This window comes from Halosimplex pelagicum, from assembly GCF_013415905.1.
Classification (GTDB): Archaea; Halobacteriota; Halobacteria; order Halobacteriales; family Haloarculaceae; genus Halosimplex; species Halosimplex pelagicum.
Window position 1 is genome coordinate 3,312,348 of record NZ_CP058909.1, and the last position, 12,157, is coordinate 3,324,504.

Below are 12,157 nucleotides of genomic sequence, written 5' to 3' on the forward strand. Positions count from 1 at the left end.
CCGTCGTGACGGCCTCGATCGATCGGCCGGATACGCCCATCATACCGGCCTCTGATGGATATATAGCCGATTATAGGGGGACGTACGTATCAGAGTTCGCCGCGACTATCCACCGGGTGCGGGCCGATCCGGCCCGATATATTCTGCAATATACCGGTACGTAGTTGTAAATATATAGAAAGGGGTTGATTTATTTGCCAGTGTCGACCACGGGTAGCTATGGAGACGCGCAAGGTCCAGGTCACGGGCGGGTCCACGTACACGGTGTCTCTGCCGAAGGATTGGGCGACGGAGAACGACGTGAGCGCGGGGAGCGTCGTCGAGTTCCACTCGGAAGAGGACATCCTCCTGCTCTCCCCCAAGAGCGAGGAGGAGCGCGAGAGGGGGTCGATCGAGATCGACGGGCTGGAGGGCGATCGGCTCACGCGCGCGGTCATGACGATGTACGTCAGCGGGTTCGACGTCATCAACTTCGAGGCGCCACGCGTCACCGCTGGCCAGCGCCGCACTATCCGCGAGGCGACCCAGGGACTGGTCGGGCTGGAGGTCATCGAGGAGACGGGCGAGCGGGTGGTCCTGCAGGATCTCCTCGACTCCTCGGAGCTGTCGGTCCACAACGCGATCACGCGGATGCGGCTGGTCTCGCTGACGATGCTCTCGGACGCGGTGACGGCGTTGCTGGAGGACGACGACGAACTCGCTCACGACGTGATCGAGCGCGACGACGACGTCGACCGCCTGTGGTACATGGTCTCGCGGGTGTTCCGGACGGTGCTGCGCAACCCGGCCGCCGCCACCGAGATCGGCTTCCCCCGCGAGACCGTCTTCGACTACCAGTCCAGCGCCCGACAGCTGGAGCGGATCGCCGACCACGCGACGAAGATCGCGACCATCGCCCTGGAGATCGGCCCGGTCAACGAGTCGGTCGCCGAGGTGCTGAGCGACCTCCAGACCGCGGCGGTCACCGTGCCCGAGACCGCGATGGACGCCCTGCTCGAAGACGACTCCGACGAGGCCGTCGCGCTCGCGACCGACGCCCGCGCTGACCTGCCCGACATCGACGAGCGCGCCCGCGACGTCGACGACGTGATCCGCGACCTGGACGACCCCGAACTCGCCCAGTCGCTCGGGCTCGTCGTCGACTCCCTGTCGCGGACCGCCGACTACGGCGGCAACATCGCCGAGAGCGCCCTCCAGAAAGCGGCGCCCTCGCCCTGAGGCCCGACCGCCTCGCCGCCGCTCGAACGGTTTCGCGCGGCCCCGAGACTTCCCCGTTGTGCGGATATTCCGACGTTAGTGGCCTCTACCTACCGCTCTCGGTGTCTCTCGCGACAGTCGGGAGCGGCGGCTACCGGGCGGGACCGAAAACGGGGATGGGTGCCCCGGACGAGGTGGCAGTCGCGAACGGGACGTGCGGCGCGCGCGTCGAACGGGGTGGCAGTGCTCGGTGGCGCGCTCGGTGATGAGCGCCGCACGCCATCGCCTTCTGGTGGACCGGCCGGGATAAGCCTCGCTAAGAGGGGTACTGGGGACTCCCCTTCGGAACCGATGGGATCGGATCGGTATATAGACTCGCCCGACGCCGGACCCGCGGCTGGCGGCGTCGGCTGCGGCGAAATCGGAGAGGAGACTGCCGTTATTCGACGAGAACGGCGTTGATCTGGCCGTCCTGGCCGGGGCGGGAGGTGACGCGGGCGCGGCCCTCGCTGGTGGCGATGATGGCGCCCTTGGTGATGATGTTCCGGCGCACGTAGTTGGGGTTCGAGGGGTTCTCCTCGACGTCCTCGATCTCGGCGGCGACGACCTCGCCGTCGGCCGCGACGCTGGCGGTGTCGGCGGTGACCGCGCGGACCTTCTCGGTGTTGCCGCGGGCGTCGACCGTCTTGAGGCTCGTCTCGCCGACGCGGGTCTCGGTCGGCTGGTCGCCCAGTTCGTGCTTTTTCTTCTTCCGGAAGTTCCGGCGTCGACCGCCGGTGCGCTTGCGAGGGGAGCGTCCCTGGAACTTCATACCCGTGCAGTCGCCCAGCGTCTACTTGAACCTCTCGACTCCCGGTCGCCGTCCGCTCCGAGCGCGACGGCCGCGCGTCGTCGGGTGGGGGCTCCCGGGCGGCGACCGGCAACGTTACGTTCCGGGACGCGCCCATCGACGGACGATGAGTCTGCGCCGCGCCGTCGCCGTCCCGTTCCGGGCGAAGGGCCGCGAGTCCCTCTCGGAGAGCGAGTTCGTCGTCGCGCTCTCGCTCGACCGCGAGTGGTTCTCCCCCGAGCAGGCCAAGCGGCTCGTCGACGTAGCCGTCACCGAGGGGCTGCTCGACCGCGAGGACGACGACCTCGCCCCGACGTTCGAACCGCGGGAGGTGACGGTGCCCGGCGGGTTCGTCCCCGGCGACGACGTGTTGCGCCAGCGGTCGAACTTCGAGCGCGCGCTCGACGCTATCGTCCAGTCGGGCGTCGAGAAACAGGACGCGGTCGCGGCGGTCAACCGCCTGCAGTCGGAACTCGGCGTCACCGTCGAGGCCGCGGCGGTCGTCTACGCCCGCCGCGAGGGCGTCGAACTCGGCGACCTCGCCGACCGCGCCGCGGGGGAGCTGGGGGGCGACTGATGGTCGAGGACCGCGTCACCGACGGCAAGCGGATCGCCCAGTTGCTCTCCTCGGAGCTCTCCGGTCGCGACCGGGGCGCCCTCGGGGACGTGTCCGTCGTCGACGCCGACCCGGACGCCGAGCCCGCTCCCGAGGGCACCGTCGGCTACGGCGTCGCCTACTGCGACGAACGGGTCGGTACCGTCCGGCTCTACCCCGATGCGGCGCAACTGGCGATCGCTGGCGCGGGTCCGGTGGACGCCGAGCGAGTCCGCGCTGCGGTGGACGGGCCGGGGCTGACGGCGACCGACGACGGTGCGGTCCGGATCGAGTCGGGCGCGGCCGTCAAGCGCGCCGTCGACGCGCTGCTCGCCGGACTCTCGGACGGGGAGTGAGTTCGGCCCCGCGGGCGTCGCGGGCGGCGGACCGCGGTTCGCCGACACCGGACCGCAGTCCGCCGACATCGGACCGACCGGTTTTTGGCCGCCGGGCCGCTACTATCGCGCAATGACGGGGCCAGTGGAGGCCGTTCTCTTCGACCTGGACGACACCATCTGTACGTACGAGCGCAGCGCCGACGACATCCTGGCGATCGCCTTCGAGCGCGTCGGCGTCGAGCCCTTCTTCGACGCCGAGGAGTACATCGAGCGCCTGGGCGAGTTCTCCGAGGCCGGTTCCGGCGACGACATCCGCGACACCCGCCGCGCGGCGTTCGGGACCTTCGCCGCCGAGGCGGGCCACGGCGAGGCCGTCGGCGAGGAGATCGCCGACATCTACACCGACGAACGGGACCAGGCGAACGTCCGCTTCCTCGACGGCGCCGAGCGCGCGCTCGACGCGCTGGCCGACGCCTACCGGGTCGGCATGGTCACCAACGGCGACCCGTGGATGCAGTCCCAGAAGCTCGCCGGCCTCGGCATCGAGGACCGCTTCGAGGTGATCGTCCACGGCGGCCACGACGCGCCGTACAAGCCCGACCCGGAACCGTTCCACCTCGCACTGGAGGAACTCGGCGTCGACGCCGACCGGACCGTCCACGTCGGCAACTCCCACGCCTCGGACGTGACCGGCGCCCACGCCGCGGGCCTGCGCTCCGTCTGGCTCGCCGAGGGCGAGCCGCCGTTCGACCACGACCCCGAACCCCATCACGTCGTCGAGTCGCTCCACGACCTCGCCGAGGAGCCCTGGGGCTGAGCGAGCGGTCCGCGACCGCCGGCCGCGTTCTCGGTACCGGCCTCGGTCACCCGGAGTGCGCGCCCGCACGCTCGGCCGCCGATTCGGTCGACCCGCCGTACTTCTCGGCCAGCCACGACTCCCAGGTCACGGCCCCGACAGCGCGGTCGGGGCAGGTGGCCGTCCCGTTCCGGAACTCCCTCGCGACGCCGCCCGGGACCGGCACCCGAACGATCGGCCGCCGGAGCCCCCGGGCCTCGCGGTACGCCCTCGCCAGCTCGCCGAGCGTGCGGACCGCCGGGCCGCCGACCGGGTCCGCGCGGTCCACCGGTTCGCCGGCGAGGCGGTCGACGAGCGCGTCGGCCACCTCCCGGTGGTCGACCGGCTGGGCCCGCAGCTCCGTCGGCAGCGGCCAGACCGGGAGCTTCGCGACCAGGCCGAGGATATCGGCGACGAAGGCGTGGAACTGCGTCGCCCGCAGGACCGTCGACGGGACCGGGCTCGCCTCGACCGCCCGCTCGGCCTCGCGCTTGCGCTCGTAGTAGGAGAACGGGATCGCGTCGACGCCGACGATAGAGGGGTAGAGGAAGTGCTCGACGCTCGCGGACGCTGCGGCGTCGAGCAGGCGCTCGGTCCCGCGAACGTCGACGACCTCGGCATCGCCCCGCGGCGCCGTCGCCGCGTGGACGACCGCGTCGGCCCTCTTGACCCCACGCTCGATCCCGACTCCCTCGACTAGGTCCAGCTCGACCCACTCGACCGCGTCGGCGTCGCTCGCCCCGCCGACCGCCGAGGCTTCGGTCGGGGTCCGGCTCGCCGCCAGCACTCGCCACCCGTCGTCGGCGAGCTGCGCGACGAGCGCCCCGCCGAGGGTCCCCGTCGCACCGGTCACCAGTACGTCGCTCATATTCGGGACGACGCGGGCGGCGCCCCTGTGGATACTGCCGCACCTGTCCGGCGGATTTATCTCATCGGTGGGCGGACCGTCGACCGTGAAGCGCCTCCGAGTGTCGATCACCGCCCACGGCAGGGAGGGGGAGATCCACCCGATGTACGGCGTGCTGACGAACGCGCCGTTCGTCGAGCGGGCGACGGCGCTGCAGTGGAACTTCACCGGCGACGCGCTGGGCATCCTCCACCACGTCGAGGGTGACGCCGACGCCTTCGCCGCGACGGCCGACGACATCGACGCGGTCGTCGGCTACGACATCGAACCAGTGGGCGATGACGCCTTCTACGTCTACGTCCGCGACGCGACGACCCCGTCGCTCGCGGCGCTGTTCGGCCCGGTAAGCCGGGGCGGGCTCGTCGTCGTCCCGCCGGTCGTCTACGGCGCCGACGGGACCGTGACGCTCACCGTCTTCGGCCCCGACGAGGAACTCCAGGCGGCGATGGACGCGATCCCCGAGGCCATCGACGTGACCGTCGAGGCGGTCGGGTCGCTGGCGACCTCCCGCGTCGCGCCGACGGCGCGGCTCACCGACCGCCAGCGCGAGGCCGCCGAGGCCGCCATCGACCTGGGCTACTACGACGTGCCGCGGACCGCGGACCACGAGGCGGTCGCCGACGCCCTCGGATGCGCGCCCAGCACCGCCGCCGAGCACCTGCGGAAGGCCGAGTCGAAGCTCCTCCGGGCCGTCTTGGGCGGCGAGTAGCGGCCGCGTTCCCCGTGGCGGTCGGTCCTTTCCATTGCCGGCAGACGACTCTCCGGCGGGGCGGCGCTACCGCCCGGTATGGCGAGTTCCCGGTCGATCCAGGGCGTCGAACAGAGCGAGAACTACTACCACGTGCGCTACCGCGACCCCGACGAGTTCGACGAGATCCGGACGCCGGACTGGGCGGCGAACGTGGCCGGCTCCGTCGTCTCGGACGCCGAAGTCCGCACCGGCGACGAGCACGGCAACGAGGAGTGGACCGCCCAGAGCGTCCTCGTTCCGGTCGACGGCGTCGACGACGAGAGCGAGGCCCGCGACGCCGCCGACGAGATCGTCGCGAAGATGGAGTCCTGACGCCGGTATCGATGCTCTTCTCCGGGATCACGGTCGCCAGATAGCCGCCGCTGGCGGGGCCGATGCTCGAAAAAATAGCCGGTATCGCGGTGTCGACCGTCGGTAGACGGTGGCTGCCCGGAGCCTACTGCCAGTTCTGCTGCTGGGTGCCGATCTCGGACTGTTGGTCTTGCTGGGTTCGCTGGGCGTACATCTGGCCGCCGCTCTGACTCTGCTGGCCCTGCTGACCCTGCTGTCCCTGCTGGGTCCCCTGGTTCTCGGAGCGGAACTGGCCCGTCTGAGGGTCACGGGGCTGGTGTTCGGCCTTCTGGTGCTGGAACTCCCGGAACTGCTGGGAGTGGCGCCGGTCCTGAGCGCCCTGGGCGGCGCCGCGACCCTGCTGACCGGGGAAGCCGGCCTGCTGCCCGCTCGGCTGCTGCGCCGCGGGGATGTTCCCCTGCTGCTGAGTCGGCTGCTGGCCGAGTCGCTGCGTCTGCGGTTGCCGACTCGTCTGCTGGGTCTGTGGCTGCTGGCCGAGTTGCTGCGTCTGGGGCTGTTGACCCATCTGCTGGCTTTGCGGCTGCTGATACTGTTGCGTCTGGGGCTGCTGGGCCTGTATCTGCTGGGTCTGGGGCTGTTGACTCTGCGGCTGCTGACCCAGCTGCTGGGTCTGGGGCTGTTGGCTCATCTGCTGGGTCTGTGGCTGCTGACCCATCTGTTGGCTCTGCGGCTGCTGAGACTGTTGCGTCTGGGGCTGTTGACCCAGCTGCTGTGTCTGGGGCTGTTGACTCAGCTGCTGCTGGGTGCCCTGCGATCCTGTGGGCAGGAACTGACCGGTCTGGGGGTCACGGGGTCGCTGCTGGGCGATCTGGCTCATCCGCTGGCGGAACTGCTGGGAGTGGCGCCGGTCCTGGGCGCCCTGGTCGGCGCCGCGACCCTGCTGACCGGGGAAGCCGGCCTGCTGCCCGCTCGGCTGCTGAGTCGCGGGGATGGATCCCTGCTGCTGTGTCGGCTGCTGGTTCATCCCTTGTTGGGGCTGGTTCATCTGCTGTTGCTGCTCGAACGGTTCCTGTCGGTTTGACTGGTTCTCGAAACTCATTGGTTATCTCCCGCGCGCGGAACCCGCGCTCGTCGCGTCGCCCCGCACGCGTGTGGTCCCCTGGACGCCACCGGTCAAAGTTACCAACCGGCTGTCCGAGCGGTAGCGTACCGGTAGGAATCGGGGGACGGCGGTTGGACGGCGTTTCTCGCGGTACCCGCGTCTTAGCGGAGCGTAACCGGTCGCTGGCGACGAGTGGTCGGTGGCTACCGCGCCCGTAACACCCGCTTGCCGAGAATCCGCACCGGTGCCGGCGACCGCTACTCCGTCGGGTCCACGTCCACGACCTTCCCGACGCCCTTGGACTGGCCTTCGCGGAAGACGAACCGCTGGCCCTCCTCGACCATGTAGGGTCGGAACTTGAAGCGGACGCGAGCGCTCCCCGAGTCGCCGGGGAGCAGGCGCCCGTCCTCGGGGGAGAAGACGGCGGCCTCGCTGACGGTTTCGAGGTGGACGACCGGCTCGTACCCCTCGCCGATGCGGGTCGGGTGGTTCAGCACCATCACCTCGGCCTCGAACTCCCGGACGGGGTCGGGGTCGGCGTCGCGGGGCAGGAGGACCATCCCGCGCTCCACGTCGGCCTCGCGGACGCCCTTCAGCGCGATGCCGACGATGCGGCCGGCCTTCGCGCGGTCGACGCGGTGGTAGTGCATCTCGATCGACCGGACCTCCACCTCGCGGAAGCCGCCGTCCTGCATCGGCCCGAGCAGGAGTTCGTCGCCCGCCTCGACGCGCCCGGAGCGGATCGTCCCAGACGCGACCGCGCCGACGCCCGTGACCTTGTACGAGCGGTCGACGTACATCGTGAACTCGTCGTCGGTCGGCCCGGCGGTCTTGGGGAGCCGCTCCAGCAGTTCGTCGAGGGTGTCCATGCCGTCCATCGTGACCGCGCTGGTCGCGAGCACGGGGACGACGGTGTCGTCGATCTCCTCGACGGCGGCGCCGACGCCGTGGCGCGCCACCGATAGCGGCGTCTTGCCGACCTCGCGCAGCTGGCGCTCGACCTCGCGTTCGACCTCGTCGAGGCGCTCGTCGCTCACGATGTCCGCCTTCGTGACGACGACCATCGTCGGCAGGTCCGTCGCGAGCAGGATCCCGAGGTGTTCGCGGGTGGTCTTGGTAGGGCCGTCGTCGGCCGCCACGGTCAGGAGCCCGTAGTCGAGCTTCTGGCCGACGAGGCCGCGGATGGTGGTGCGCAGCCAGGGCTCGTGGCCGACGGTGTCGACGAAGCTCACGAGTCGGTCGGCCTCCTCGACGACGCGGGCGCGGTCGGACTTGCGGTCGGGGTTGTCCATCCGCACGGGACCGTCGTCGTCGAAGCCGTAGACGCCGTAGGACAGATCGGCGGAGAGGCCGCGCTCGACCTCGTGGGGCTGTACGTCGAGATACGAGCGGGTGCCGCCCTCGCCGTCGTCGGGCTGGCCGGTGACGAGCGTGCCGACGAGCGTGGACTTGCCGTGGTCGACGTGGCCGGCGGTGCCGACGACGATGTGTTCGTCGTCCTCCAGCACCGCGCCCTCCCGCACCGTCGCGACGCCGACGATGCCCTCGGCGGGCGCGTCCGCGGGGCCGGCGGAGTCGGCGGAGCGAGCGTCGCCTTTCGGTTTAGCGCGGCCGTCGGCGTCGACGCCCCAGGTCTCGACGTTCTCGATGTGGGCGTCGGCCTCCTCGGCCAGCAGGCTCAGCACGTCCATCGACTCGGTGAACTCGTCGGGGGCGATGCCCGCGAGGGCGCCGTCGTCGGTGACGCCGACGACGTAGGTGGCCTCGCCGTCGCCGGAGAGGACGCGGTGGCGCAGTTGGGCGGCCAGCGACTCACGGCGGCCGTCCGCCAGATGGAGGTCCTTCGTGAGCCGCTCTTTGAACTCGACGCTGCCGCCCTCGCGCTCACCGCGCTCGATGGCGCGTTCGAGGGCGGCCCGGTCGGGGCTCATGCGAGTCGGTAACGGTGGCCGGTACAAAAGCCTTCTCCGAGTTTGGGCCCGATTCCCGTCCGTAGCACTCCCGAGCGCTCCGTATCGGTCCCGAGCGGTCGTGAGCGCGTTCGACGGTCGGGGGACTGCGTCGGTCACGGGCGGCCCCCTGCTCGGTCGTGGACAGTCCCGCCGCTACCGCACTCGCTCGACGGCTTCGAGAAATCCCTCGCCGTACGCGGCGTCGAGCACCTCGTCCGCCGTCTCCCGGGCGGGCTCGTCGGCGTTGGCGACCGCGAACGACCGTCCCGCGACCTCGAACGTCGACACGTCGTTGATGGAATCGCCGACGGCGACGAAGTCGGTGGGGTCCCGATCCAGCCGCTCGGCCACGGCTTCGAGGGCCCGGCCCTTGCTCACGTCGGGCGATTTGACGTGGTAGGCGAAGCCAGTGTCGACGACCTCGAGGCCGTGGTCGGCGGCGATCCGCTGGAGCGGCTCCAGCGGCGCCTCGCGGCTGACGGCCACCTCCGTCTCGCGCCAGCGGTTGACCAGGTCGTGAGACCCCCAGCCGAGTTCGTGGCCGGTCTCGACGTACTCGTCGACGACGTTCTGGGCGGCCTCGCGGTCGCCGAGAAAGAGCAGGTCGTCCGTCGCGTGGACGAACGCGACGCCCCCGTTCTCGGCGACGACCGTCCGCTCGACGCCGGCGAACTCGCAGAGAGCGACGGGATAGGGGAGCGCCTTACCCGTCGCGAGCACTACGGGGGCGTCCCACTCCCGGAGGACGGGCAGGACAGGCGGGTAGACGGCGCGGTCCTCGTCGGTGAGCGTTCCGTCGATGTCGACGGCGAGCGGTGGCGTCACTGGTCCGTCCTGGGCGCTCCGCGAGCAAAAGCGTGTGTGAAAGTGCCGGCGACACCGCGTTCGATGGCCGCTCAGTGCAGCCATCTTTTTTGCCGGGGGCGTCGGCGCGAGCCGGTGGGCTCGCACCTCGACCCCCGGCAAAAAACATGGGTGAAAAAAGGCCGGCTGCGTTGGTCGCTCCGCTCCCGCGCAGCCGGTGAACCGGCGCCTGCGGCGCCGGATGCTATCTGCAGGTGATGTCGGTAGCGGTGCGGTTGGCGCGTGCTGTCGCGCGCTCTCGTGCGCGCGACGTAGCCGCGCGAGGGATGAGAAGCGCAGCCTGCGAGCATCGCAAGAGGCTGGGGAGGTGTGAGGCCGTCTGCGGTTGCTGTGCGGTGCTGTACGGTCCTGGTGGACTGAAAGGGCGAGGCGCGCTCGCGTCCATTTTAGTCGCCTGAGGGGCACTATCCGCGCGGGCCGTGCGGAGAGCGCGGATATCCCGCTCAGCGACCGCGAGCGCGGCGAGGGCTTTCATCGCTCACCGTCGAGTGCGGTCCAAACGCAAGCTAGCGAGCACGCCGAGGGCTTTCACCACCTGCGGTCCCCGTCAAGTGCGGTCGCTGGCGGTCGACTTCCTTTCACGATTCATCCAACAGAAACAACCACTCAACTCGCACATCGAACCGAACGGGACGATACTCAGTCGGTCAGCCGTTCGTAGGCCGACTGCACCTGTTTGAACTCCTCCTCGTCGCCGTCGGGGGAGTCGGGGTGGACCTCCTTGACTTTCTCGCGGTAGGCGGCCTTGACGGCGTCCTCGTCGGCGCCGCGGTCCAGTTCGAGCGTGTCGTAGGCTTCGGCGGCCGTCGGACCGCTCGGTTGGGCGGCAGCGGCCGCCCGTCGGCGGCGCTGGCCGCCCGCGCGGGCCTGCCGGCGCTGGCGTCGACCGCCGCGTGTCTGCTGACCGCCCGCCGTACGTGCCCGACGACGCGCGTCCTCGTCGCGCGGCGGTTCCCAGTCCTCGCGGGGACCGGCGCCGAAGCCGCCGCGTCCGGCAGGTCCGCCGCGGCCGCCGTCACCGGGTGCGGCTCGCTCCTCGACGCCGCGGTAGAGCCGCTGGGCGAACCGGCCGGAGGCGTGGTACCACATGAAGTACGCGACGGCGCCGAACAGCGCCGCGACGGCGAAGAAGCCGACGTTCGCGGCGAACCCGAAGATAGCGAAGAGGACGGCTATGGCCGCGAAGACGGCGGCGAGCGCCGAGACGAGTCGGGAACCGTACACGCTCGCCCCTTGGCGTCGGTGCCCCCTAAACGTCTCGGACGCGGCGGGCGCCGCTCGGCGATTCCCCGCTGTCGACCCGATATGAAACCCTTCCCACGTCCCGCCCAACCCCTTTAGGGATTCGCCTGTTACGGAGTCGCATGAGCGTATCCGGGCTCTGCGAGATCTGCCAGCGCCCCGAGGTCGACCACACCTGTGACCGCTGCGGGAACCTAGTGTGTGACCGGCACTTCGACGCGCAACTGAGTATCTGCAGCGAGTGCGTCGCCGAGGTCGAGGGCGGCGACCCGGGCGACCCGACCGGGGTCGGCGACGACGCCCCCGACGGCGTCGACACCTACGAGTTCTGAGCCGGCGGCGGACGCCGCCGGCCCGACCGCGCCGCGCTACCGATACCGGTTCAGCCGCTTTTTCAGTCGCTTGGCGGCCTGGCCGGCGGCGTCGGCGAACGCCTCGCCCTCGTCCTCGCCGGCGAAGATGATCCCGCGCGAGGAGTTGACGAGGCCGACGCCGTCGGCGAGGCCGTACTCCACGGCCGCCTCGGCGTCGCCGCCCTGCGCGCCGACGCCGGGGACGAGGAACGGGATATCGGGGACGATCTCGCGGACCTCCTCCAGTTCCTCCGGCGCGGTGGCGCCGACGACGAGCCCGACGTTGTCGTTGCCGTTCCACAGGTCGGCCATGGCGGCGACCCGTTCGTAGAGCGGCTCGCCGGTCTCGAGTTCGAGGCCCTGCAGGTCGGCGCCGCCGGGGTTGGAGGTGCGACAGAGGACGATGACGCCCTTGTCCTCGCGGGAGAGGAACGGCTCCAGCGCGTCGCGACCGAGGTAGGGGTTGACGGTGATGGCGTCGATGTCCATCCCGTCGTCGTCGAGCAGTTCGGCGTACTTGCGGGCGGTGTTGCCGATGTCGGCCCGTTTGGCGTCCAGCAGGACGGGCACGTCCTTGCCGTGGGCGTAGGCGACGGTCTCCCGGAGTGCCGTCCAGCCGTCGGGGTCCTCGTAGAAGGCAGCGTTGGGCTTGAACGCCGCGGCGTGTTCGTGCGTCGCGTCGATGATGCGGCGGTTGAACGCCCAGCGCGGCAGGTCGTGCTCCTGGAGGTGGTCGGGGATCCGCGCGGGGTCGGGGTCGAGCCCCACCGAGACGACGCTGTCGACGGTCGCGATGCGGTCGGCCAGTCGGTCGAAGAAGTTCATACTCGGCCACTCGCCGAGTCCGGTAAAAAAGTGTGCGACTCCCGACGGGGGGACAGCGTGAGAACCGTTAACTCGC

General features: G+C 70.6%; 14 protein-coding genes. 8 read left to right on the forward strand and 6 right to left on the reverse strand.

The genetic code is table 11. The annotated features are described in order from the left end of the window. The first annotated feature begins 219 nt into the window (after window positions 1-219). Entirely contained in the window at window positions 220-1,218 is a 999-nt protein-coding gene (locus tag HZS54_RS16535) for a phosphate uptake regulator PhoU (protein WP_179918189.1), read from the forward strand. 418 nt (window positions 1,219-1,636) lie between these two features. Here HZS54_RS16535 and HZS54_RS16540 read toward each other — a convergent pair whose 3' ends face one another. Beyond that, window positions 1,637-2,008 carry a 30S ribosomal protein S8e gene (locus HZS54_RS16540; RefSeq protein ID WP_179918190.1) on the reverse strand — a complete coding sequence of 124 codons (372 nt, stop codon included), beginning with the start codon at window positions 2,006-2,008 and terminating at the stop codon, window positions 1,637-1,639. 145 nt (window positions 2,009-2,153) lie between these two features. Between HZS54_RS16540 and HZS54_RS16545 the strand changes: the two genes are divergently transcribed. The 3 genes from HZS54_RS16545 (at window position 2,154) to HZS54_RS16555 (ending at window position 3,776) form a co-directional block, all read left to right on the forward strand. After that, on the forward strand, window positions 2,154-2,603 hold the full coding sequence (locus tag HZS54_RS16545; protein WP_179918191.1) for a DUF2240 family protein: 450 nt from the start codon (window positions 2,154-2,156) through the stop codon (window positions 2,601-2,603). Next, window positions 2,603-2,977: a DUF7993 family protein gene (locus HZS54_RS16550; RefSeq protein WP_179918192.1), complete on the forward strand. Its 375-nt coding sequence runs from the start codon at window positions 2,603-2,605 to the stop codon at window positions 2,975-2,977. Before HZS54_RS16545 ends, HZS54_RS16550 begins: the two co-directional genes overlap by 1 nt. A gap of 112 nt (window positions 2,978-3,089) precedes the next feature. Continuing rightward, window positions 3,090-3,776 carry an HAD family hydrolase gene (locus tag HZS54_RS16555; RefSeq protein WP_179918193.1) on the forward strand — a complete coding sequence of 229 codons (687 nt, stop codon included), beginning with the start codon at window positions 3,090-3,092 and terminating at the stop codon, window positions 3,774-3,776. Window positions 3,777-3,822: 46 nt separating this feature from the next. On the opposite strand, the gene HZS54_RS16560 is transcribed toward HZS54_RS16555, so the two are convergent. Next, a complete protein-coding gene (locus HZS54_RS16560; protein ID WP_179918194.1) occupies window positions 3,823-4,662 on the reverse strand; it encodes an SDR family oxidoreductase in 840 nt (279 codons plus the stop codon). An 85-nt stretch (window positions 4,663-4,747) separates the two neighbouring features. Between HZS54_RS16560 and HZS54_RS16565 the strand changes: the two genes are divergently transcribed. The 3 genes from HZS54_RS16565 to HZS54_RS16575 all read left to right on the forward strand — a co-directional run bounded on the left by HZS54_RS16565 (window position 4,748) and on the right by HZS54_RS16575 (window position 6,824). Continuing rightward, the gene (locus HZS54_RS16565) at window positions 4,748-5,410 is read left to right on the forward strand and encodes a helix-turn-helix domain-containing protein (RefSeq protein WP_179918195.1); all 663 of its coding nucleotides are present in this window, start codon (window positions 4,748-4,750) and stop codon (window positions 5,408-5,410) included. Window positions 5,411-5,488: 78 nt separating this feature from the next. After that, window positions 5,489-5,764, forward strand: a complete 276-nt coding sequence (locus HZS54_RS16570) for a hypothetical protein (protein ID WP_179918196.1) — start codon at window positions 5,489-5,491, stop codon at window positions 5,762-5,764. 109 nt (window positions 5,765-5,873) lie between these two features. Beyond that, the gene (locus HZS54_RS16575) at window positions 5,874-6,824 is read left to right on the forward strand and encodes a hypothetical protein (protein WP_179918197.1); all 951 of its coding nucleotides are present in this window, start codon (window positions 5,874-5,876) and stop codon (window positions 6,822-6,824) included. Between the two features lie 278 nt (window positions 6,825-7,102). On the opposite strand, the gene HZS54_RS16580 is transcribed toward HZS54_RS16575, so the two are convergent. The 3 genes from HZS54_RS16580 to HZS54_RS16590 form a co-directional block, all read right to left on the reverse strand. Next, the gene (locus HZS54_RS16580) at window positions 7,103-8,776 is read right to left on the reverse strand and encodes a GTPBP1 family GTP-binding protein (protein ID WP_179918198.1); all 1,674 of its coding nucleotides are present in this window, start codon (window positions 8,774-8,776) and stop codon (window positions 7,103-7,105) included. Window positions 8,777-8,950: 174 nt separating this feature from the next. Then, complete coding sequence (locus HZS54_RS16585) at window positions 8,951-9,622, reverse strand: phosphoglycolate phosphatase (RefSeq protein WP_179918199.1); 672 nt, start codon at window positions 9,620-9,622, stop codon at window positions 8,951-8,953. A 678-nt stretch (window positions 9,623-10,300) separates the two neighbouring features. After that, window positions 10,301-10,885 (reverse strand): J domain-containing protein, encoded by a 585-nt coding sequence (locus HZS54_RS16590; RefSeq protein WP_179918200.1) that lies wholly within the window; start codon window positions 10,883-10,885, stop codon window positions 10,301-10,303. Between the two features lie 140 nt (window positions 10,886-11,025). Here HZS54_RS16590 and HZS54_RS16595 point away from each other — a divergent pair, with 140 nt between their 5' ends. Beyond that, complete coding sequence (locus tag HZS54_RS16595; RefSeq protein WP_179918201.1) at window positions 11,026-11,235, forward strand: hypothetical protein; 210 nt, start codon at window positions 11,026-11,028, stop codon at window positions 11,233-11,235. A 36-nt stretch (window positions 11,236-11,271) separates the two neighbouring features. On the opposite strand, the gene pyrF is transcribed toward HZS54_RS16595, so the two are convergent. Further along, window positions 11,272-12,081: an orotidine-5'-phosphate decarboxylase gene (pyrF, locus tag HZS54_RS16600; protein ID WP_179918202.1), complete on the reverse strand. Its 810-nt coding sequence runs from the start codon at window positions 12,079-12,081 to the stop codon at window positions 11,272-11,274. Window positions 12,082-12,157 lie beyond the last annotated feature (76 nt).

Coding starts and splice junctions, on each gene's coding strand:
- HZS54_RS16555 (WP_179918193.1), top strand. CDS start 3,090: ATGACGGGGCCAGTGGAGGCCGTTCTCTTCGACCTGGACGACACCATC.
- pyrF (WP_179918202.1), bottom strand. CDS start 12,081: ATGAACTTCTTCGACCGACTGGCCGACCGCATCGCGACCGTCGACAGC.
- HZS54_RS16560 (WP_179918194.1), bottom strand. CDS start 4,662: ATGAGCGACGTACTGGTGACCGGTGCGACGGGGACCCTCGGCGGGGCG.
- HZS54_RS16550 (WP_179918192.1), top strand. CDS start 2,603: ATGGTCGAGGACCGCGTCACCGACGGCAAGCGGATCGCCCAGTTGCTC.
- HZS54_RS16595 (WP_179918201.1), top strand. CDS start 11,026: ATGAGCGTATCCGGGCTCTGCGAGATCTGCCAGCGCCCCGAGGTCGAC.
- HZS54_RS16545 (WP_179918191.1), top strand. CDS start 2,154: ATGAGTCTGCGCCGCGCCGTCGCCGTCCCGTTCCGGGCGAAGGGCCGC.
- HZS54_RS16580 (WP_179918198.1), bottom strand. CDS start 8,776: ATGAGCCCCGACCGGGCCGCCCTCGAACGCGCCATCGAGCGCGGTGAG.
- HZS54_RS16570 (WP_179918196.1), top strand. CDS start 5,489: ATGGCGAGTTCCCGGTCGATCCAGGGCGTCGAACAGAGCGAGAACTAC.
- HZS54_RS16535 (WP_179918189.1), top strand. CDS start 220: ATGGAGACGCGCAAGGTCCAGGTCACGGGCGGGTCCACGTACACGGTG.
- HZS54_RS16540 (WP_179918190.1), bottom strand. CDS start 2,008: ATGAAGTTCCAGGGACGCTCCCCTCGCAAGCGCACCGGCGGTCGACGC.